Consider the following 23,661-nt stretch of genomic DNA (forward strand, 5'->3'; position numbering starts at 1 on the left):
AATATTAATCATACTATCCCATAACTCCGCATTCTTCCAAGAATTTCCAACTCAAAACGCCATTTTAAAGAATAGCGATATTGCACAGCGGAACCTCTACCGCCGCCGCAACAACTGCCAGGCAATCAACCCACCTAATAGGTCAATAACTGCGTGTACCATCATCAGCACCCACAGGCTGCCCGTATGCACAAAAACATAGCCAAACATAATGGCCATCGCGGTGATTTTAACAACCGCCCGCCAGCCTTGATAAAAGTGAACTACACCGAAGATCAATGCTGGTAGCAGGATGGCCAACGTATAGGTCTCTTCCGACCCTAGCAAGCATTGGAAATAGCGAATAAAATAACCTCGGAAAATGAATTCTTCACAAATCCCCGCGGTAAGCGCCAAAAAGATAAAATGGAAATATTCGTAGCCCGTAGTGGGCAGAAAGCCCAATTCTGATTGAAGGTTTTCTGCCGTCATCTCCCGATGTTGCTGACTATTGACCTCGCTGATGGTATCCCAAACGTACAACAACGCAAAAACAGCAAAAACGATTAAAGGCCAACCCGTTGGCCATTGCAGTTCGCTTTTCAGACCTATCAACTCCCAGGAGCGATCATTGAACCACCACACGCCTGCTACTGCGCCGCACAACAGCCACAGCCAGAGGTTGTTGCCCCAATACAACTGAATTTTCATGCGGGTATTGAAGCGCATATTGGCTAACTGAGGTTGCGTACCCAAAACCGTTCGTAACGGAATGATGATCCCCACAATGATAAACAGTAAATGATCTGACCAATGCAATAACATATACAGGATTGAATGCCAAAACTAACAAATATAGTACATCCCTTCCCCATTGTAGGAGGAAAGTAATTTTATTTCCAGCCTGCTCAAATTTCTTTTTTCCTGCGCTGGCACAAAGAAGCATTTTTAGTATTCTTGCAGTCTTTTGTATAGTCTTTACCTTGTTCCAATCTTTATGTTCAAACCTACCGTAGTACCAAAGGAAGTTGTTGATGTCGTCTATAACCTCAACGAATATGCCAAGGAGCTTTTCCTGCCAGAGGCATTCGTGGTTACGCGTGATCAGGATGGTTTCCTCGCACACATTAAGCAAAAAGCTACCACGGCTACTATCGGTGCATTTGAACTGGAACTCAACCCTACCCGCGAAGTCATCTTTCGCCTGATTGATGAACTGCAACCTGATGTTATCCTCAAACATTTCCACAAAGGTCGCAGAAAGCCCCCTCCTCTGGTACAAATGCTGGAAGATCGAGAGCTTTTTAAAGCTATCCAGAATTATGTTCACCGTCGGTTAGACCAGATTCTTCAACTGATCTTCAGGCATGACCTCCCGCTTAGCTGGCAGGTAGAACGGCGGGTATTGGTCAAAGATTTTATCGTAGAGCTCGTCAAAGAGCCACTCGAACCGCAGCTCTACTTCAAGAAGACCGACGATGCGGTGCTCTACCAATTACGCCTTTTTACAGGAGAAAAAGAATGGCCCATCCGGGAAAAAGAGGTCGTAGCACTCACTAACCAACCTACCGGATGGATTTGTGCCGACTACAAATTATATCGTCTCAATCACATCAACGGTTTTCTGGTAAAGCCTTTCCGGCAAAAAGCAGAAGTCCAGATTCCAGCGGCTTCCGTCAATGCCTACTTTCGCAATTTCATCATGAAAATTGTCAACAAAGTCGAGGTTGAGGCCGAAGGCTTCGCCGTTGTACAGCATAATGAACTCTTGGCTTGCCGCCTAAAAACCGTCAAACATTTATTCGAGGAACGGTGGATACTAGCGGTAGAAATGGTCTACCAAGACGCCTTCTTCGGTTGGCAGGAAGCCCGCAAAAGTCGTACTTCGATGGATATGTCGGGGGAAGAAATCAGGATTTCGCAAATAAGAAGAAACCCTGCCGCCGAAGCAGCTTTTATGGAGCGCCTCGAAGAGTTCACCCTCGTTCGTAAGGAGCACCAAAGCCATTTTGAAGTCGCTGGCCCCGAAGACAATGCCTATGGTATCCTCGAGTGGTTGGCCCAACAAAGGGAAACCCTACTTGCTGCCGGTTTCACCATCGAAACCCCGGAATTAGACGAAAAATCTATCCAGCTGGCCCTCCCAAAAATCGACCTGGAAGTACAAACGGAATCCGACTGGTTTGACCTCAAAGGCGAAGTAGTTGTAGGAGAACATCGCTTCCCATTTCTAGCCTTGACCAAATATATTCGCAATAACAATCGCTTTTTTCCACTCCCGGACGGAACCTATTTCCTGATCCCGGAAGAGTGGCTCAACCGCTACAAGCAGGTCGTAGATTTTGGTAAAACAGAAGGCGATAACCTGCGATTGACCAAAAGCCAGTATACCTTACTAGAGACCCTCGATGTTCCTGACACTACCGATTTACAGGTAGAAACGGTCAATTACACGCCATCTCCGCTGCTGAAAGCACAGTTACGGCCTTATCAATTGGAGGGCGTAAAATGGTTGGCACAATTACACAAAAATGAACTAGGTGGTTGCTTGGCAGACGACATGGGTCTGGGTAAAACCCTACAAACCATCGCTATGCTGCTCTATGCCAAAGAGCAACGCGCAGCCCAAAATGCCGCTGAAAAGCAATCAAAACCACAGAACGCTGCCGGTCAGCAACTCGGTTTATTTGCGCCACCTGATGACGAAGACTTCCTACAACCCCTAAACGCCCTAATTGTACTGCCTTCTTCCCTTTTGTACAACTGGGAAAGTGAAATCAAAAAATTCGTGCCGTCCTTGTCTGTCTACCAGCATTTCGGACCAAAACGCCACAAGGACATTCGCTTACTCAAGCGCTTCGACACCATTCTGACCACCTACCAAACCGCCTTGCGCGATGTAGAATTGTTAGAACAATTGGAGTTTGAATACATCATTTTAGACGAAAGTCAACAGATCAAAAACCGCGAAAGCAAGGTCTTCAAAGCCCTCAATAGTCTGCAAGCGCGCCACAAACTCTCCCTTAGTGGTACGCCCATCGAAAACTCGTTGAGTGACCTGTGGTCGCAAATGCAGTTCATCAACGAAGGCCTATTAGGTAGCTACAATTTCTTCCGCAAGGAATTCATCCTCCCTATTGAACGACAACGGGATGAAGAGCAAAAAGACAGGCTTCGCAAACTCGTCCAGCCCTATCTGCTGCGGCGAACAAAGGAAGAAGTAGCCAAAGATTTACCGCCACTCACTACCCAGGTATTTTATACCGAAATGACCAAAGAGCAAAGGAAAATCTACGAGCGTGAAAAATCAGCCGCCCGCAATTACCTCCTTGAAAATTTCGATGCCTCCAACGCTAAATACCGGATACTGGTTGTGCAGACCCTCACCAAACTCCGGCAGCTCGTTAATCATCCAAAGCTGGTGGATGACACCTACACCAAAGGCAGCGGCAAATACCAAGACATCCTGGAACAATGGGAAACCATCCAGCGCAGCGGCCACAAAGTGCTCATGTTCAGCTCTTTCGTCAAGCACTTGGAACTATTTCGACAGGAATTAGAACAACGCGAAAGTCCTTATGCCTGGCTCAGTGGCAGCCTTACGGCCAATAAACGGAAAAGCGAAATTGCCCGTTTCCAGGAAAACCCCGATGTACAATCCTTCCTCATTTCCATCAAAACCGGAGGCACCGGCCTAAACCTGACAGCCGCCGACTACGTATTCATCCTCGACCCTTGGTGGAATCCCACGACCGAGCAGCAAGCAATAGCACGGGCGCACCGCATCGGCCAAAAGAAGAATGTCATTGCCCTGAAATTTATCACACGCGACAGCATCGAAGAGAAAATCCTACAGCTCCAAAATCGCAAACTCCAACTGGCAGAGGACATCCTCGGAGCTAGTGGAAAGCTTTCGCTGGAGCGAGGAGACATAGACTACCTCCTTAGTTAACCAGTAGTCTGGGCATCCCTACGGTTGGGACACATCTCAATTATGTGGGCTTGTCGTAGTCTCCAGACTACGATACCCTATCTTTCTGGTCTTCTGACCAGCGTAAAATGGGCTAATCTTGATTCCTGGTCGGGATAGTTCGGAAACTAACATGAGCGATGACGTTAGAAATTGACATTTTTGTCAATATTCCACATCTTAGATGTGTTTTTTTTAGATGTGTCCCAACCGTAGGGCGGATAATACTGATCCCGAAGCGAAGCCATTCTTGACAATACAGAAGAGATGGAACAGGGCGCTTCCCCTCCTGCTCGTCGGGGCCGGGTCATTCGCCACGCGCTATTCGCTTGGCCCTTCCTCACAGTCGGGCTCCCCGCGGTGCGGGGCTGGCTACTACCCCTAGCGCAAGACACCTGATTTTGCGAGAAATCTGCACAAGATGGACCACTGCCCAATCCTCAGCTTATTCAGTAATGCACTTAAAATAAAAAACTACCTTTTGTTTATTAAGTATAAAGCACAACAACTTACTAATATTCAGGCCCTTATTCATTAATAAAAAACAAAACCAAACTAAAAAAATAAAATTTCACGTACAAAGCCGCGTACGATATGGTATTTTCGTTATAGCTTTACCTTACGAACAAATATTCGCTCTCTCTACAAATCTCAAACCCCGAGATAACCAAACGATCACAAAAAATAGGAAAAACGCATTTACTAATCAAAACCAATTTGTATGAAAATTTGTTTTACCCGTGCCAGTATGATGCTGGTTGCCATGCTGTTGTTAGCAGCTCCTGCTATGGCGCAGTACATGGTGAAGGGTAGTGTAAAAGACGCCGCTGGTGAGCCCTTGATCGGGGTATCCATTCTCGTCAAAGGCACTACTACCGGTACCATCTCCGATTTTGACGGTAATTTTGAACTAAACGTCCCCGGAAGTTCTGAGAACGTAGCTATCTTCTCTTATACCGGCTTTAAATCCCAGGAAGTAGCTGTTAGCTCAAGTACTGGACAGCTAGCTGTTGTATTAGAAGATGATATTGCTCGCCTCGACGAGGTGGTAGTAACAGGCCTTGCTTCTGGCGTTAAACGCTCGAACTCAGGTAACGCTGTAGCAACTATCTCTTCAGGAGAATTGACCGGCAATACCACACCACAGACCGTTGACAATGCCTTATATGGCAAGCTTACCGGTGTTAATATCACTGCCAATGGTGGTGCACCTGGTGGTGGTGTCAACGTTCAGCTCAGAGGTATCTCTACGCTGGGTGCTGGCTCTAGTCAGCCACTTTACATCATTGATGGTGTTTATGTCAACAACTCTACTATTCGTACTGGTCGTAGCCAGTTGAATGGTGCTACTGGTGGTGCAAGCTCAGCTACCCAGGATGATGGTGCTAACCGTATTGCGGATTTGAACCCTGATGACATTGAGCGTATCGAGATTCTGAAAGGTCCTTCGGCAGCTGCCATCTATGGTACACGTGCCAACGCAGGTGTTATCCTTATTACCACCAAGAAAGGTAAAGCTGGAGAAACCCGTGTATCATTCAGCCAAGATATTGGTGTTGCTCGCGGACAAAATTTCCAGGGCTTCGATGTTTGGGATGAAGCCAAGATTAACAACTACTACGGCGACCCTGCAAGACAAGCAACAGAACTTGCTGCATTTAATGCTGCCAAGGCCGAAGGCCGGGAATCAACAGACTGGGAAGAGTACTTCTACGGTGAAACACCTCTTTTACTTAACACACAAGTAAGTGTTAGTGGAGGAAGCCAGAAGACGCAGTTTTTTGTTTCTGGTAGTGTATTGTCAGAAGATGGTATCATTAAAGGTACTGGCTTTGATCGCTACTCACTCCGTGCTAACGTTGACCACCGTATCAGTGACCGCATCAAAGTGAGTGTTAACTCTTCTTACATGAAGAGTGATAACGACCGTGGTTTCACCGGTAACCAGAACAATTCGGGTGGTAGTATCGGTTATGCTTTGGCATACCTGCCTACTTACGCTGATCTGGAACCAGATGAAAATGGCAATTACCCAGATAACCCTTACTTCAATGATAACCCTATTGCGATCAGAGACCGTGGTGTCAACAATCAGCAAGTAGATCGTTTTGTATCTGCTGCCAGTATTGATATTGACCTCTATCAGTCGGCTAACTCCTTCTTGAAGTTTAAGATCAATGGTGGTATTGATTACCTGAGTGGCAACTCGCTTGTTTACTTCCCGGAAGATTTGCAGCACCAACGTGCTTCTGCAACGCCTGGTGATGTGATGCGCGGCCGTCAGGATGATCTGAACTATAACATCCAGGCTTTCTTGACCTACAACACGAACTTAGGCAAGATCAACTCCAACACCAGTGTCGGAGCCGTACGCCTGGACGAGCGTGGCGACTTTGTGCTCAACCGTGGCCGTGGCTTAATTGCTGGCCAGAACAACCTGCAATGGGCGAACGTTCAAAGTGTATTATCACAAGAGCAACGTAGCATTACTGATTTGGGCTTTGTTGTTCAGGAAGACCTGAACTGGGAAGACAAAATTATCGTTTCTGCTGGTGTACGTTTCGACCGTTCTACACTCAACCGTGATCAGGAGAAATACTACGCTTTCCCTAAGTTATCTGGTGCATTCAATCTGCACGAATTTGATTTCTGGGGCGACAACCTCTTCAGTCAATTCAAAGTACGTGCCGCCTTTGGTCAAACAGGTGGTTTACCACGTTTCAGTACGACCTTCGAATCGCTGACCCCTCAGCTACTTGGTGGTCAGATCGGTACACAAGTAGGTACCCGTGCTGTAGATCCGGACCTAGAGCCTGAGACCGCACAGGAACTTGAATTTGGAGTAGACCTGGGTGTACTGAACAACAGAATCACCTTGGAAGCTACCTACTACGTGAAGGACGTATTTGGCCTTATCTTGGATCAACAACCAGTAGAATCTTCTGGTATTTCGGTTCTTGCTACCAATGCTGCGGAATTACGTAACACAGGTATTGAGCTTGGCTTGGGTGTCAATGTTGTGAGAAGAGAAAACTTCAACTGGTACACTCGTTTACTGTACTGGTCGAACCAGTCTGAGATCACTAAGTTAGATATCCCTCCATACCTGCAAGGTGGCTTCGGTGCTTCATTAGGTCAATACCTGCTCGCAGAAGGATACTCCCCTACTACGATTATCGGTACGCCTTCTGGTACAGACCTGCCTGCTGGTGGTTTCACCATTCACGGCGATCGTCAGCCAGACTTCACCATGGCTTGGTCTAACAATATCACCATTATGAAGAATTTGGACTTCAGCTTTGTTACCCAGTATCAGAGCGGAGGTGCAGCGATCAATCTTTCTGCTTTCTTGTGGGATGATGGTGGTACTTCACCTGATTGGGATGGAGATGATGACGGAGATGAAATTTTAAACGGTAATGAGCGTTTTACTGCTCGTGCAGGAGCTGATGGTGCCGGTGCATTCATCGAAGAGACCAGCTACTTCAAGTTACGTGAAGCAGGATTGTACTATACTTTCCCTCAGGAAGTAGGGGTATTCAAGCGTCTGAAACTAGGTGTCTCTGCCAACAACATGCTACTATGGACTAACTATGGTAGTTATGACCCAGAGGTAAGTAACTTTGGTTCTCAGGCCGTTACCGGTAACATTGAGGTAACTCCTTATCCTTCTTCTCGGCGCTTCTTCTTCCACTTGAACGCTGATTTCTAAAAAAACTTTAAAAAATTAACTATGCGATATACCATGCATAAATTTATCATAGGTCTGAGTATGATTGGCTTACTGGCATTTACTGCTTGTGAGATCGATACTGTCGTCGACCCAAACAACCCTTCTCTGGGTGGTGTAACTTCCGATGCTAGCCCAGTAGCTATGCAAGGGCTAGTCACAGGCTTGGAAGCTCGCCACAGAGGTTACGTAGAGAACGCAGGTGAACTATTTGGTGTTTTAGGCCGCGAGGCTTATGCTTTCTTCGGTTCTGACCCTCGTTTTATTGCTGACTGGTTAGGCCTGGAAGTTGATGATACTTATCCTGACTTTTTTGCTTCTGCGGGTACTTATGTCAATCCTTACCTTGCCGTAAAACAGGCTAACGTCATAATTGAGGCTGCTAACAACAGTAGCCAGTTATCAAATGAAGATGTCTTTGGCTATACTGGTTTTGCAAAAACCATTAAAGGTTACCAGCTTTTATGGCCATTGATGCAACAATACGAAAACGGTATTCGGGTGGATGTGGAAGAACCACTCAACCCTGGACCAACCCTTAGCTACGATGATGCCTTAGCTGCTATTCGTGACATCCTCGACGAAGGCTTTACCGATCTGGATAAAGCAGGAGGAACTTTCAATTTCACTTTGAGTAGTGGATTTGCCGGTTTTGACTCTCCTGATGGCATGAAGCAAATCAACCGTGCTATTGCCGCAAGAGTTGCACTGTATCAAGAAGATTACCCTGGTGCCCTAACTGCACTCCAGGGTTCTTTCATGAACCTTTCTGCCGCTACTGCCGAAGCGATGAATGTAGGACCTTCACACCCTTACGGGGAATCACCTGATGTGAACAATCCTTTATTCTACAACATTGATGCCCCTAGTTCTACCGTTCTGTGTGTACATCCCAGCATGTTGGAAGATGCGCTACCAGGTGACCTACGCGTGGCAAACAAGTTTGCTGAGCGCGTAAACAACCCAATCTCTGATCAGGGCTTGGTTGATGCAGGTACCGGACAGCCAATCATTGGACAGTACCAGGATGCACGTTGGGCTTCTAATACCAGCAGTGTACCTATGATGCGTAACGAAGAACTGATCCTCATCTACGCCGAAGCACAAGCGCGCCAGGGTGGTGATGCCGTTTCTGCGATCAATACCATTCGTAACACTTGGGGTGTAGGCAACTATACCGGTGCTACCGATACGGAATCATTGATTGATGAAATCGTTTTCCAACGCCGCTATTCACTTTGGCTCGAAGGCCACCGCTGGGTAGACGCTCGTCGCCTTGGTCGTCTAGATGAAGTTGACAATCGCGAAGGTGGAGTCGTCTTCACCCAAATTTCTCGCCGCGTAAGCGAAATCTCTTGGGACGAAGGGTAGATTGTGAGGTACTAGGTACTACGTAGTTGGTACTAGGTATTTGAAAAACTTTGGGCATTTCTATCCTTTGGATGGGAATGCCCATTTTTTTATACACCTTACGCTGAATAACACCCGCTCATAACCAAGCAAATGATTTATGTCTACTTATACTTAGACAAATTTATGCTGTCACAAAGGTTCCATTTTCTTTAAAAAGAACCCATGGGGTAATGTTTTATTTGTTAAGGATTTATTGGTCATCGATTCTTTTTCGGGCCACCCCCTTAACACATGGAAAAATGCATTTACATCATCTAACTTCTGCTCTTTGCGGGCTTTTTTTGGTATTTTTTAGTATCTCTTGCCAACAAATCTCTACTGGAGAAGAACAGCCACCTTCCTCCAACGCGGATCAAGTGGCTGTCCATTTATCACATAGTGGCAACACTTATTGTGGCGTAGCCCCCTACCCTGAGCCTATAGAATTGGTTCAGCCTGATGGCAGCAGCTTCATGGCTTACCTCTTCACGGAAGGCCCAGCTGCCTACCTAGAAACCCTTGATGGCTATAGTGTACTACAAGATCGTAGCGATAACTTTTATCGGTACGCTACTCGTGGCAAAAAAGGAGACTTATACCTTACAGGGGTACCCGTTTCCGCACTCGACAACCGTTCTAGTACCGAAATCACCCTTTTGCAAGTTATTCGCCCCCACTTACGCTACGAAGGGATTCGGCTGGCAGAGCTTACCGCAACTGATCAGCTGAGGAATTATGATGACGACGAACCAGGTACCAGTGCTGTTTTCCCACCTGCCGGAGTCCAAAAGGCACTGCTGCTTTTAATTGATTTCCCCGACCAAGCCTTTACTTACCCACAAGGCGATTTTGACAATATGGCCAACCAAGTAGGCTATAATGTAAATGGTAACTCCGGGAGTTTCCGTGACTACTATCTTGACATTTCTTACGGGCTATTGACCGTAAACACCGATGTAGAAGGCTGGTATACGGCACTCAACAACAAAGCGACCTACGGTATTGAGAGTTTAGCCAATCGGAATTTCCATAATGCAGTACCCTTAATTCGGGAAGCCGTAGACGCGGCAGAGGCTGCTGGCATAGATTTCTCTCAATATGATGGCGATGGTGATGGCCGAGTTGATGTAGTCGAAGTGATCCACTCTGGCAGGGGAGCGGAAGCATCAGGTAATGTAGACGACATTTGGTCGCACCGTTGGGTACTTGCAGCGGCCAGTCTGAGTGTAACGTATGATGGGAAATTAATCAACGATTACATCATCCAGCCGGAAAAACACGGTGCAAATAGTATCACTAATATTGGCGTATTTGTTCATGAATTTGGCCACGCGTTAGGCTTGCCTGACCTTTATGACACGGACAATTCTTCGCGTGGACTGGGGCACTGGTGTTGTATGGCTGGAGGCACTTGGAACAATAGTGGAAAAACACCCGCTCAGTTTTCGGCTTGGTGCAAGAAAGAACTTGGTTGGATTTCCCCTACCGTCCTAAGTGGCAACGGAGATATCAGTAACATGGACTACAGCGATAATGACGACGAAGCCTATCAATTTGACACCCCAGATGCTGATGAGTACTTCCTTTTGGAAAATCGGCAAAAAATTGGCTGGGATGCCCATATACCGGGTGAAGGATTAGCCATTTACCACATCGACGAAAGTAGAAATTCCAATAGTGACGAAAGCCGTCCATGGGTTGACCTAGAACAAGCAGATGGTGATCGAGACCTGAACCTGAACGTAAATAGCGGCGACAACGGTGACCTGTACCCTGGGTCGAGTAACAATACTGAATTCAATTGTAGTACCAGTCCAAACTCCAACAATTACAGCGGTGGAGTATCCAATATCAATATATTCGATATCAGTTCGTCTGGTGATTTGATCAATTTTAGCTACGACTTCTGTAGTACGGACTGTTCTGTAGCTGATATAGCTACCGATGGTAGTCCCTCTAATATTGCAGGTGGTACTTATGACCAGGCTTTTACGATCAGCTATTCTTTCCCACCTGCCAGTGGAACCCTTGATGTATCAGCAGCGGGGATAACTGTAAATGAAGCGATAACCGGCAGCCCGCAGACCGTAACCATAACTGGCTTGCCTGCTGATGGTGAATCTGTAACGGTAAGTGCTAGCTTTTCAGAAGAGCCAAGTTGTGCCTTCACTGCCAATAATCTATACAACGCCCCAAGTACCTGTGACAATGATGATGTTTGTGATGCGCTAGATATCACAGCAAATATTGACGGCGCAGCAGTCACGTGTTCCAATTATGGCGCTACCACCCAGAACAATGAACCCCGGCCAAATGCAGCAGGTTGTGGCGTGCAAAATGGATGGTGTGAAAACACCTTACACAATACCGTTTGGTTCCAATTTACTGCACCAGCTTCAGGAAGTATCAACATTGACTTTAATACTGCTATAGATATGCAAATGGCGCTATGGGAAGCAAATAGTTGCCAAGAATTATTGAATAGTAGTACCAGAATGATGGTGGCTGCCAATGATGACTCAGGAAGTGCTGGCGGATACAGCCCCCTCATTGAAAATCAAAGCTGTCTCATTCCAGGAAAAACTTATTTCCTGCAAATTGACGGCTGGAGCGGAACCACAGGCAATTTCAGCTTCACCATTTCTGATCCTGGCATTAGCTGTGACTCCGCTCCGATCAATAGCGGTGATTGTGGAAACGTATACACTGCAAGCTCTGATGGCAATGGCGAATGGATTCATATTGTTGATGGCAGTGGAAACCGTATTGCCTCCATCAATGACGAGTTTAATAACCTCGGTGATATTTCTTTGGAATACAATATCAATACAGGTGCCATTCGTAAAGATGGTGACAACTACCCTATCCTTGATCGCGATTGGTTTATTGATGTTGAGAACAATAATGCAGCTACCGTTCGGCTTTATTTGACGGAGCAGGAACTTCAAGACCTCATTACTGCTGGTGGGCCAAACGACCTCGATGAGATTGAACTACTCAAAGTTAGTGGTAGCACTTGTGGCGACTACAACAATGGGACACCCCAAATATTGGCAGCCAACTATGCGATGGAAGACTTCTCGGGCAGCACCCATTTGCTAGAGTATAAAGTAAGTGGTTTTTCAGGCTTCTTCCCGCGCTCCAATGCGGCGATCCTACCCATTGAGATGAAATACTTCCGTGGAACGCCAATGCATAAGACCAATCTACTAAGCTGGGCAAGTAGCTTAGAAGAAAACACAAAGCTCCACGAAATAGAGCGACTGCTACCCGGCGAAACGACTTGGGAGCAAATTGGCAACACGCCGGCCGCTGGCGATAGTCAGCAAGAAGTGAAGTACGAATGGTCTGATGTCTACCCTCTACCCAAGGCTTACTACCGCATCAAGACCGTTGATTTGGATGGCAGTTTCCAGTACTCGGACATTATCCTGCTGGAACGAGAAGGTATCAATTTTCAACTGACGCGGGTATTTCCCAACCCCGCCAAGGAGCAAGTAACCACCGAATATTATACCGACCAGTCGACGGTTTTACAATGGCAGCTCGTCAACACACAAGGACAAGTTGTCGCCCAAAATAGCGTATCGTTGACTTCCGGGAGAAATTTCGTGGCTATTGAGTTAGGTTCGTATCCTGCGGGAATCTACTTCCTGAGGAGTAAAAACGGGCCTGATCAACGGGTGACGAAAATTGTGAAGGAGTAGTTTTTGGTAAAAGGTACTGGGTACGAGGTACTTGGTAGAAGGATAAAATGGGGTTTTGGTGCGGGGTGCGCTTTTTTTGGGTGCGGGGTGCGGAGTGCGATGGGGTGTGATGAGGGCTGCTAGAAACAACCAACGTTTACACCATTACACTTTTCCAAACTTGACACCTTTTTGGTGCGGAGTGCGATGGGGTGCGTAGGTATAACCGATGCAAAACAGGAAGGTGCGAGGTGCGTTTTTTGGGTGCGGGGTGCGTTTTTTTTGGTGCGGAGTGCTAAGTGCGACGGGGTGTGATGAGGGCTGCTAGAAGCAACCAACATTTACACCATTACACTTTTCCAAACTTGACACCTTTTTGGTGCGGAGTGCGATGGGGTGCGTAGGTATAACCAAGGTAGAACAGGAGAAACAACAGATCCGGGGTAAAACAGGATGGAATCTGCTTATTGGAGGGAGAAAGCATTGGCTTTCTTGATTCTTTAATGAGTAAAATAACGCTACCTCTGCCAGCTCAAACACCTCGGAGAGGTGAAATATTGGTAGTTTCAATCTATTTCAATCTATTTCGACCTCGGATGAGGTCGCATATATTGGTACGGTTATGCTATCTTTATGAAAAGGCCATAAATCGCTCTCAGAATGAAGTCTATCCGTTTACTTACGTCTATACTGCTGTTTTTGGGGCCAGCTTTGAGTGCCCAAAAACATGATTATCACTGGATTACTGGTTATGGTTCAAATGTAGGCAACCCTGATTTTGGCTTATCGGTCTTGCAGTTCTCAGATTTTGGCAAGGTTGATACTTTTAGTAGAAAATACATCTCTTTTGATATGGATTTTTTCAATGTCTCCATGTCGAATTCAGATGGAGACTTACAGTACTATTGTAATGGTGTTGGTTTAAATAATCATCTTCATCAACTTATGCAGAATGGTGATGGAATGAGCGGCTTTCCAGGTGCAACAGGTGAAGACGGGGGATATGCCTTGCCACAAGGGGGCGTAAGTGTACCTTGGCCAGATTCTGCCAACCAATATCTTCTTATACAAGAGAAAGGAGAATATTTCCCTTTTCATGAGGATCATCGTTTTAAAACTACCACTCTACTCTACTCACGGGTTAATATGAATACCAATGATGGAGAAGGCGAAGTGTATGAAAAAAGGGTCGTTTTCTTACAGGATACGGTAGAGCTTGGCAAATCAAGCTTAGTCCGTCACGCTAACGGTAGGGATTGGTGGTATGTCAAGAACAAATTAGATGAAAACGTTTTTCACCGAACTTTAATAGCTCCAAATGGGCCCCAGGTAATTGGCGAACAAACAATAGGCGAACCAGTAATGCAAGGAGCAGGCCAAGCCGTTTTCTCTCCTGACGGCAGTAAGTACGTGATATTTAACACGATCAGTGCTGATGTAGGATTATACCTAGACATCTACGATTTTGACCGCTGCTCAGGCCTACTAAGCAACCCAATTAAAATGCACTTTTCGCATGACGGAGGTGCCGGAGGCGTGGCCATATCTCCCAATTCCCGCTATTTGTATCATTCATCAGGTTGGTACATCTACCAATTTGATCTTTGGGCGGAGGATATTGAATCAACAAGAGACACCGTTGCCGTTTATGATTTGAATGTAGACTGGTTCCCTACTACTTTTTTTGCTGCACAGCTTGCACCAGATGGTAAGATTTATGTGATCTGTCCAAATGGGGTACCCGTTATGCATAGGATCAAATACCCGGACAAAGGCGGTGATGCTTGCATGGTAGAGCAACACAGCGTACGGTTACCTACGCTTAATGCTTTTTCAATACCTAACAACCCCAATTACCGCCTCGGGCCAATTGACGGTAGCCCTTGTGATACGCTCGGTATTGACAACATGCCGCTGGCAAATTTCCGAGCGGATCAGGACAGTACAAATTACCTGGATTTCTATTTTCAAGACTTGAGTGCTTATGAGCCCGACACTTGGCAGTGGACGTTTGGTGATGGCCAAATGAGTCAGGATACCTCACCGGTGCATACCTATTTAGAAGATGGCGTTTATGAAGTTTGCCTGACGGTAAGTAATGAAAATGGTAGCCATACCGCTTGCGACACTCTTTTTCTAGGTGTCGTAAATACTACAGCGCAGCTTGGTTTGGATGTTGCGTTACAGGTTTTTCCCAACCCATTTCGAGATCAGTTTTCGGTGGTGATGAATGATTACTATCCTAAAAACGCGCAGCTTATTGTTTTTGATGGTTTAGGAAGACCTATCCACCAGCAGCGAATCCAGCACGGTTGGAATACCGTTCTTGCAGGTGCTTGGCCTGTGGGAATTTACTATTACGAGCTTTGGGATAAAGAAATCAAACTGCGACAAGGCAAAGTAATAAAGCAGTAGTTTTTGGTGCGGGGTGCGCTTTTTTTGGTGCGGAGTGCGATGGGGTGCGGGAAATACTTCCCACTTTAGGTGCGGAGTGCGTTTTGTGCGGGATGAGTAATCTAACTTTTACACACTTACACTTATCCAACCTTTACACCTTTTTGGTGCGGGATGCGATGAGGTGCGTAGACCGTCGGTTAAATATACATTCCAGTAGCAGTAGCAACTTGTTCCCCAAGATTATTTATTACAGCAGTTTTAACGTGTTAACTCATTACCTTCCTCTTCTACCCCCTACTGACTAATTTTACATTTATTGCAACAATATTGCACTTACTGCGTCTTTTTACTATATTGCAACAATATTGCATTAAGACAATAATGAACTCCCCGTTCAGAGAACGAATATTTTTATACTAGATGATAATTTGGCCCGCTGAGCAAATACTTTAAGCTCAGCGGGTTCTTTTTTTGCTCAAAGTTTTCTTTAAAAAGTCGGCACTAGATGAAATCGTTTGGGGTTGAATGCTTAAGACGTGGCTTGGACTTCAATACTACGGTTGGGACACATCTCGCCAAAATCAGGAGTGGGATCAAGAAAAAACACCTCGGAGAGGTGGAATATTGGTAGAAAAGAATGAATAAACAAGGAAACGACCTCGGATGAGGTCGCACAAGCGTAAATACAGTCTTCCTTTTTGATTTTTTCTCCCCGGTGACCCAATAGGAATTGATATTCGACCACATCCGAGGTCGTTTTAACTCCTAATAAACATGGTTCTACCAATAGACGACCTCTACCGAGGTCAAAACACATAAATGTGTCCAAACCGTAGGACTTCAGTCCAGCCTACACTTTTCCAACGCTTAGATCTTTTGGTGCGGGGTGCAGGAAATACTTCCCACTTCCGACTTTAGATACGGGGCGCAAGGCAGCGCCTGAAGCCCGGCGGATCCCGATCTTTCGGGAGAGCAGGACGAAGGATGGCAGCGGTATGCAATGCGCAGCANNCGCCCCTACCGGCATGGCCCCTAACACACCAAATGACCTTAATCCACTTGTTTGCGCACCCTCAAACTCTCAATCAGTACCGCCAAAAGAATAATAGCCCCGCCCAAATAGGTCGACCAGCCAGGGTATTCCTTTAAAAAGACTATTCCCAGGATAATGCCATAAACGGGTTGAACACAACTCATTATACTGGCCGTAGTTATAGAGAAATGCCGAAAGCTACGCAGTAGCAAAGTGTGCCCCAAAGCCGTAGTAAGCACCGCCAACAAAGCAATATATGGCCAGGCCGTTTGGATATCACCAGTGCCTTCCCAAAATAAGAAGGGCAGCAAAACCACACTCACTGCCAGCATGTGGTGATACATAATGATGGTTCCGCTATAGCGGCTGACCTGGCGTTTCATCAGAATATTGCGCAAAGCATAAAGGGTGGCCGAAAACACTCCCCAAGCAATGGCCTGCACTTCCCCGTTGGCCAGATCAAACTCCGGCACCAGAAAGTAGATACCCAAAAGTGTAAGGCCACCCAACAGCAGATGAGTGGCCTGAAAGCGCGTTTTTAACAAAAGGGGTTCCAACACAGCCGTAATCACCGGATACGTGAACAAAGAGAGCATTCCGATAGCTACACTAGATAGTTGCAGCGAAATAAAATAGGTAACCCAATGAAGGGCAATTAATACGCCTCCACCCAGAATGAGGTAGCGGTCTTTTTTGTTTTCAATCCATAACTGTTGTCGTTGCAACTTCAAAAACACCATAAAAACGACACTGGCCAAGGCTGCTCGCCAAAAGATGACGACGGTAGCTGGCATCGCAATCACCCGCCCCAACGGGCCCGAAGTAGCAATAAACAAGATGGCCAATTGAAGGAGGAAAACATTCTTAGCATGTGAAGGGGCAGCCATGAGGTCTCATTGGGTGAGCGGCGAAGGTACGGGTAATTGGTGCTAATAAGGGCTTATTTTTTTTGAACCATCAAAGGCACTTAAGGGGGATTTACCACAGTAGACATCCTCTAGGTGTCTACTGTGGTTTAGAAAAATGCGATGCAGGTAATTCGGTAACACCGGGTAAATCCTCCATCTATTTTCGGTTGAATATTTCGATTGATCGTTTCCCACCAAATGAAATCTTACAACACACTCTTAGTCCATTTTTTTTATTAAATTCACTGAGTATTACTACTAGTAAGATTAGCACTTCGTATTAAGCCAATACTTGGAACAACGCTCTTTATTCCTTTTTCATTCAGATAAGATTAATGGATATGATGAAGAACTATCAAAGACTTCTCTTGATTTGCGTGGTATTATTTCTTTCTCCCGGAATCAATGCGCAAAGTAATTTCTCCTGTGGTACGACAGAAGAAGACCAGCACACAACGTTTTCTTTCCGAGACACAAATCCAGATTTTTCGCCAACGAGAAATGGGTTCGTTATTACAGAGGTGCCCGTACAGTTTCACATCATAGGTGCGAATAACGGTGCATTGGCCATTGATTCTGCTGACGTTTTCGAAGAATTGGCTACCGTCAACGAGGTTTTTGCGGCCATCGACCTCGAATTTGTCCACTGCGGGCCGGTTAACTTCATCAATAACAACAACTACCTGACTTTTACCAAAGGTGCCGATGAAGTCCTCTGTGATATTCACGATGTACCTAATGTTATCAATATTTACTTTGTCCTTAACCTGGAAAACTCTGCAGGAGAATCGATCTGTGGCTATGCTTACAATTTCGATATTAAGAACCGCGTACTAATGGAAAATGGTTGTACTACAAATGGCAGTACGCTTACCCATGAATTGGGGCATTCCTTTTCTTTGCTACACACCCATTCTTCCTCCAACGGAGCAGAACTGGCTGACGGGAGCAACTGTGCCTTTGCTGGCGATTTGCTGTGTGACACCCCGGCCGACCCCCGCCTTAATTCATCTATTGTCAACGAAAACTGCGAATATACGGGGGTTGAGATAGATGCTTTGGGCGACTTCTACAGTCCAGACACCGGCAATCTCATGTCCTATTCCCGCAAGGATTGCCGAGATCACTTTTCGGAAGANNCACGAATTAGAGGGCGGCTTCTTGAGTTGTTCCTCAGGCCCTGTAAATACTAATACGCTTGCAAATTCCGCATTAAAAATCTACCCCAATCCTTCCGACGACTTGCTTTATCTGGAGGGCCTCACCGCGGGGGCTACCCTACTACTCATGGATATAAATGGCCGTGTGCTTTGGCAAAAGCATACGATCAGCAGCAATGGCAATTTAACCGTATCGGCTTTCCAACAAATTCCTGCTGGTCTATACACACTTTGGGTAAAAACAGCTGCAGGTTTAGCCGTTGCTCACCGGGTCGTTAAGCAGTAATACCAATCCTACATCTTAAAATCACCTTATTTTGTTATTAAACATCTTGTACCATGCAAAACAATTATCTATCTATTCTGGTATTGATCATGCTGTTTACCAGTGGTATCAATGCACAAATTTTTGTCGACCAAAATGCTACTGGTAGTAACAGTGGTAGCTCTTGGAGCGATGCCTATGCTGATTTATCGGATGCATTAGCAGCATCTACCCCTGGAGATCAAATATGGGTTGCTGCCGGCACCTACAAACCAGGAGGAGGTACGCCTTCTGTAGACGCATTTTTTAGCTTCCCTCACGATCTACTTCTCTACGGCGGCTTTGCCGGAACAGAAACCATGCTCGCAGAGAGAGATTGGGAAACCAACCTGACCATCCTCTCTGGTGACCACAATGGCGACGACAATGACGAGGACATTACCGCTAACCGCACCGATAATTCTAAACATGTAATTTGGCTCACAGACACCGTAACCAATGTTTCCGTTATTGACGGGTTCACCATTCGTAATGGCAATACAGAAGGTGCTGACGGTTCTGGCAATGATCGCAGAGGCGGCGGTATCCTCACCTACGGAAACCCTAGTATCCGCAATTGTGTTTTCACCCAAAACTACGGTCATTATGGCGGTGGCGTGTACCCTAGAGGTACAGACCCTATCGTAATTGAGAACTGCGACTTTATCAGTAATACTGCCAGCTGGGGCGGTGGTGGCCTTTATATCAACTCCGTAGCTGCGATGGTGACCGACTGTTCCTTTACTGGCAATTCCGCTACTACGATGCGCGGAGGTGGTATGTACAGCAGTGATTGTACGCTCACTGTTACAGATTGTACTTTTACTGACAACAGTGCCAGCGAGTCTTCTGGTGGCGGCATGCACCTTACCAATTCTGCTGACAATGAGGTCATTGAAGCTACGCTTACCAACTGTATTTTCACAGGCAACGGTTCGACCTTTGGTGGAGCTTTAGCTTGCTATCAGGGTTCATTAATTGCGAACCTTGTCAACTGTGATTTTTCTGGAAATACGGCTGTCAATGTCGGCGGAGCTATTTCCAATGCTTTTGGTGTTACCACAAATATGACCGACTGTGTATTCAGCGAAAATGAATCAATGGGTTCTGGTGGAGCTGTCTACAGTCAGAATGACGAAAACACCATCACACTTACCAATTGTGATTTGCTAAGTAATGCTGCACAAACTGGAGGAGCTATCAGTATGACTGGAGATAACGAAGCGAGCGTGGGCCTTCCTTTGCCTGTTCTCAACTTGGAAAAAGTTACTTTCATTGCCAATTTCGCCGTCAACCAAGGTGGTGGTTTAAACATGAGCAATGCCAATGGCAACCTCTCCAACGTATTGTTTGACACCAATTTCGCCACCGACTCCGACGGTATTGGTGGTGCCATTTCCCTGAATACGAGTGACACCATCAATGCGACGATCAATTTGATCAACAGCACACTCGTTAACAACGGTGCTACCATTGGGGCCGGCATCTCTCATTGGAAGCCTGGTACGGAAAGCACTTCCGTACTTACTTTGCAGAATACGATTTTACATAATCCACTGGGGGTTAATTATGAGATCGAAGATGGTGACCCCGTTCTGGTGTCCGCCGGTGGCAACCTCAGCACCGATGGGTCGATGGTCACAGAATTCTCCAACACCAACGACCTGAACGGTGAGGACCCACTTTTCGTAGATTTCGACGACCAGGATTATCACTTACAAGATGGTAGCCCGTGTATTGATATGGGTATTGAAGCGGGTGCTCCTGCTACCGACATCGAAGGCCTCCCCCGCGTGAATGCACCCGACATGGGCGCTTACGAAAACCAGACCGTCGTCAACGTAAGGGACTTGAACCAACGTTTCGGCCAACTGTCTATCTTCCCCAATCCTGCCAAAGATGACCTCAACTTCAACTTTGAAAGCGTTTGGCGCGGCCGCCTCGAAATCCGTCTCACCGACAACACCGGCAAACTACTGTTGAGCCGCAGCTACGACAAAGGAGACCAAGCCCTCCAGCAGCAACTCGACATCAGGCAACTGCCTCAAGGCATTTACAATCTCTCCGTTTCCAACGGTCGGTTGGTGAATACGCACAGCTTCGTGAAGGAGTAAGGGGATGTTTCTTTTTTGAACCACCAAAAGCACCTACCAGGGCAAATTCATNNATGAATTTGCCCTGGTAGGTGCCTTGGTTTTTAAACCTATCATGTCGGGTAAATTCGTGAATTTACCTTGTCGTGAATTTACCTTGTTTAATCGGCACGCTTATATTCCCTTATAATCTCTTATATGGTTCAGAAAAGAACCCTTCTTTGGTGCCTTTGGTGGTTCAAAACCCTACCACGCAATCCGTTCCCCATCGCGGAAGAAGCCGCCGGTGGGGCCACCATCTTCAATCGTAGCCGCCCAGACGATGCCTTTGGCACCTTCAGGGATAGAACGCGTAGCTTCCTTGCCCCCCATATCGGTGCGTACCCAGCCGGGGCAGACAGCATTGACGAGGATGTTGTCATTGGCCGTAAGGTGAGCTAGCTTGATGGTTAGTACATTTAGCGCAGCTTTTGACATCGCATAGGCAGGTTTGCCGCCGTCCATGCCATTGAGGGCACCGGCGCCGCTGGAGAGGTTCACTACTCGGCCAAAGCCTTTCTCCTGCATCAGCGGGATGAAGGTTTGCGCCATGCGCCAGGGACCAAAAAGATTGGCCTCTATCGTTTCATGGCATTCTTCGAGATCAGCATCCAGGGCATTGTGCCACAAATCGTAGTTGATACCCGCATTGTTGACCAACACATCCAAACGGCCATAATTCTTGATGATCCACTCTTTGATGGTAGCGATGCTCTGTTGGTTATTGACATCCAATTGGTGGTAAACGATATCCAAACCCTCTTGGGCGATATCAGCCAGGGCGGCACGGCCTTTGTCTTCGGTTCTGCTGGTGAGGATCACACGGTAGCCCTCTTGGGCCAACTGGCGACATACTTCTTTACCTAAACCACGGTTGGCGCCCGTCACGAGGGCTATTTTGGAATTTGTCATTGCTTCTTTTTTTAAATAAGGTGCATATCCTGATCCGAATGCGATGCTCAGTGATAACCTTTGTTGCTGTTGAAAAGTTTAGGCTTGGGGCAAATCCTTCGGTTGAGGTTGCTGCTGGCAGAGTGGTGATAGTGTTCGCTACGCTCACGGGGGTGTTCTTCCGATAAATCGGAATCACGGTAGTGCCGACTACGTCGGCGGCAGCCGCGTTAACCGCGAGCGAAGTGAGCACAGCCGCGAGGAACGAGCACCACCGTAAGCGTAGCGAACACTGCCTGCCAAACATGGAAACCTCCCCCAAGTACTCTTCCACCTATCAATTTCGCTTCAACCATACCACTACCTAATCATTAGGTATAGTTTAGGTATTCCCCGTTTCGGGCTTGTAGGAATCGGAAAAAGCTCGTTGTTTTATAAACTCTATGTAATAATTTCCCTAATCAGGGTTCTTCTTCCCTCTTCCTTTCTTATCTTTGCGTCGCTAAAGGGTAAAAACTGCGTCAGTAACTGAACTTTCTAATCCCTGTTTTGTCTTAAAGGCATATTATCTTATTTAGATTTAGTCTAAATCCTAAAGTACCGCCACCTATGAGCGATTCCATGCAGACTTTGGAGCAACACACCCAAAGTGAATACAAGTACGGCTTCACCAGTGACATCGAAACGGACATCTTTCCGGTTGGATTGAACGAAGAAGTTGTGCGGATGATTTCTGCTAAGAAAAATGAGCCTGAGTTTTTGACAGAATGGCGCCTAAAGGCCTTTCGCCACTGGCAGACCATGACCGAGCCGGAATGGCCAAATGTAGATTACAAGAAGGTTGATTACCAATCTATCAGTTACTACGCAGCGCCAAAAACGAAGCCACAGTATGAAAGCCTGGATGAGGTAGACCCGGAATTGCTGGCGACTTTCAACAAGCTTGGTATTCCTTTGGAGGAGCAGAAGTTCCTGGCAGGCGTAGCTGTTGACGCGGTTATTGATAGTGTTTCCGTCAAGACCACTTATACCGAAAAGCTCGGTGAACTGGGTATCATCTTTTGCTCTTTCAGCGAAGCGGTACACAATCACCCTGAGCTGATCAAGAAATATCTGGGAACCGTTGTTCCTCCTACGGACAACTTCTTTGCAGCGCTGAACTCTGCTGTATTTAGTGATGGCTCCTTCGTTTATATTCCTAAAGGTGTACGTTGCCCGATGGAATTGTCGACCTATTTCCGCATCAATGCGGCTAACACTGGACAGTTTGAGCGTACGCTTATCGTTGCCGAAGACAGTAGCTACGTAAGTTACCTCGAAGGTTGTACCGCACCGATGCGCGATGAAAACCAACTGCACGCCGCAGTGGTAGAACTCGTAGCACTGGATGACGCAGAGATCAAATACTCTACCGTACAAAACTGGTACCCTGGTGACAGTGAAGGCAAAGGTGGTATTTACAACTTTGTGACCAAGCGTGGTATTTGTCAGGGAAAAAACTCCAAGATCAGTTGGACACAGGTTGAAACCGGCTCAGCGATTACCTGGAAGTACCCTAGCTGTATCCTCAAAGGCGACAACTCTATTGGTGAATTCTACTCTGTAGCCGTTACCAATAACAGGCAACAGGCAGATACGGGCACCAAGATGATTCACATTGGTAAAAACACCAAGAGTACGATCATCTCTAAAGGTATTTCGGCAGGGCGTTCGCACAACTCTTACCGCGGATTGGTAAAAGTGGGCAAGCGTGCCGAAAATGCGCATAATTTCTCTCAGTGTGATTCTATGCTGATGGGCGATCGTTGTGGTGCACACACTTTCCCTTATCTGGAAATCGAGAACAGTACCGCTAAAGTAGAGCATGAGGCCACCACTTCAAAAATTGGTGAAGATCAAATGTTCTACCTCAAGCAACGCGGCCTCAGTGAAGAAGACGCCATCAACATGATCGTTAATGGTTACTGTAAGGAGGTTTTCAACGAACTTCCGATGGAATTTGCCGCCGAAGCGCAGAAACTACTTGCCATCAGTCTGGAAGGCAGCGTAGGATAATCAACATTAATATTAGCATTTTAA

The 23,661-nt window shown here is 46.5% G+C and carries 12 protein-coding genes and 1 pseudogene; 9 read left to right on the forward strand and 4 right to left on the reverse strand.

Features of this window, described 5'->3' with window-relative positions; genetic code table 11:
• Nucleotides 1-96: 96 nt before the first annotated feature.
• On the reverse strand, nucleotides 97-804 hold the full coding sequence (locus tag ACRBG0_RS15305) for a CPBP family intramembrane glutamic endopeptidase (RefSeq protein ID WP_431487737.1): 708 nt from the start codon (nucleotides 802-804) through the stop codon (nucleotides 97-99).
• Nucleotides 805-976: 172 nt separating this feature from the next.
• Here ACRBG0_RS15305 and ACRBG0_RS15310 point away from each other — a divergent pair, with 172 nt between their 5' ends.
• The 5 genes from ACRBG0_RS15310 (at nucleotide 977) to ACRBG0_RS15330 (ending at nucleotide 15,172) form a co-directional block, all read left to right on the forward strand.
• Nucleotides 977-3,931: a DEAD/DEAH box helicase gene (locus tag ACRBG0_RS15310; RefSeq protein ID WP_431487738.1), complete on the forward strand. Its 2,955-nt coding sequence runs from the start codon at nucleotides 977-979 to the stop codon at nucleotides 3,929-3,931.
• Between the two features lie 739 nt (nucleotides 3,932-4,670).
• Nucleotides 4,671-7,661: a SusC/RagA family TonB-linked outer membrane protein gene (locus tag ACRBG0_RS15315; RefSeq protein WP_431487739.1), complete on the forward strand. Its 2,991-nt coding sequence runs from the start codon at nucleotides 4,671-4,673 to the stop codon at nucleotides 7,659-7,661.
• 21 nt (nucleotides 7,662-7,682) lie between these two features.
• Nucleotides 7,683-9,050 (forward strand): RagB/SusD family nutrient uptake outer membrane protein, encoded by a 1,368-nt coding sequence (locus ACRBG0_RS15320; RefSeq protein WP_431487740.1) that lies wholly within the window; start codon nucleotides 7,683-7,685, stop codon nucleotides 9,048-9,050.
• Between the two features lie 281 nt (nucleotides 9,051-9,331).
• On the forward strand, nucleotides 9,332-12,778 hold the full coding sequence (locus tag ACRBG0_RS15325; protein ID WP_431487741.1) for a M6 family metalloprotease domain-containing protein: 3,447 nt from the start codon (nucleotides 9,332-9,334) through the stop codon (nucleotides 12,776-12,778).
• A 639-nt stretch (nucleotides 12,779-13,417) separates the two neighbouring features.
• Nucleotides 13,418-15,172: a PKD domain-containing protein gene (locus ACRBG0_RS15330; RefSeq protein ID WP_431487742.1), complete on the forward strand. Its 1,755-nt coding sequence runs from the start codon at nucleotides 13,418-13,420 to the stop codon at nucleotides 15,170-15,172.
• 511 nt (nucleotides 15,173-15,683) lie between these two features.
• On the opposite strand, the gene ACRBG0_RS15335 is transcribed toward ACRBG0_RS15330, so the two are convergent.
• Nucleotides 15,684-15,983 carry a hypothetical protein gene (locus ACRBG0_RS15335; RefSeq protein WP_431487743.1) on the reverse strand — a complete coding sequence of 100 codons (300 nt, stop codon included), beginning with the start codon at nucleotides 15,981-15,983 and terminating at the stop codon, nucleotides 15,684-15,686.
• A 221-nt stretch (nucleotides 15,984-16,204) separates the two neighbouring features.
• Nucleotides 16,205-17,074 carry a DMT family transporter gene (locus ACRBG0_RS15340; RefSeq protein ID WP_431487744.1) on the reverse strand — a complete coding sequence of 290 codons (870 nt, stop codon included), beginning with the start codon at nucleotides 17,072-17,074 and terminating at the stop codon, nucleotides 16,205-16,207.
• A gap of 362 nt (nucleotides 17,075-17,436) precedes the next feature.
• Here ACRBG0_RS15340 and ACRBG0_RS15345 point away from each other — a divergent pair.
• The 3 genes and pseudogenes from ACRBG0_RS15345 to ACRBG0_RS15355 all read left to right on the forward strand — a co-directional run.
• Nucleotides 17,437-18,233, forward strand: a pseudogene (locus ACRBG0_RS15345) (hypothetical protein); the annotation flags it as partial.
• Nucleotides 18,234-18,256: 23 nt separating this feature from the next.
• Nucleotides 18,257-18,541, forward strand: a complete 285-nt coding sequence (locus tag ACRBG0_RS15350; RefSeq protein WP_431487761.1) for a T9SS type A sorting domain-containing protein — start codon at nucleotides 18,257-18,259, stop codon at nucleotides 18,539-18,541.
• Nucleotides 18,542-18,594: 53 nt separating this feature from the next.
• A complete protein-coding gene (locus ACRBG0_RS15355) occupies nucleotides 18,595-20,673 on the forward strand; it encodes a choice-of-anchor Q domain-containing protein (RefSeq protein WP_431487745.1) in 2,079 nt (692 codons plus the stop codon).
• 225 nt (nucleotides 20,674-20,898) lie between these two features.
• Here ACRBG0_RS15355 and ACRBG0_RS15360 read toward each other — a convergent pair whose 3' ends face one another.
• Entirely contained in the window at nucleotides 20,899-21,603 is a 705-nt protein-coding gene (locus ACRBG0_RS15360; protein ID WP_431487746.1) for an SDR family oxidoreductase, read from the reverse strand.
• A 588-nt stretch (nucleotides 21,604-22,191) separates the two neighbouring features.
• On the opposite strand from ACRBG0_RS15360, the gene sufB reads away from it, so the two are divergent.
• Nucleotides 22,192-23,637 (forward strand): Fe-S cluster assembly protein SufB, encoded by a 1,446-nt coding sequence (sufB, locus tag ACRBG0_RS15365; protein WP_431487747.1) that lies wholly within the window; start codon nucleotides 22,192-22,194, stop codon nucleotides 23,635-23,637.
• Nucleotides 23,638-23,661 lie beyond the last annotated feature (24 nt).

Source organism: Lewinella sp. (assembly GCF_050633125.1).
In the GTDB taxonomy this organism is placed as follows: domain Bacteria; phylum Bacteroidota; class Bacteroidia; order Chitinophagales; family Saprospiraceae; genus Lewinella.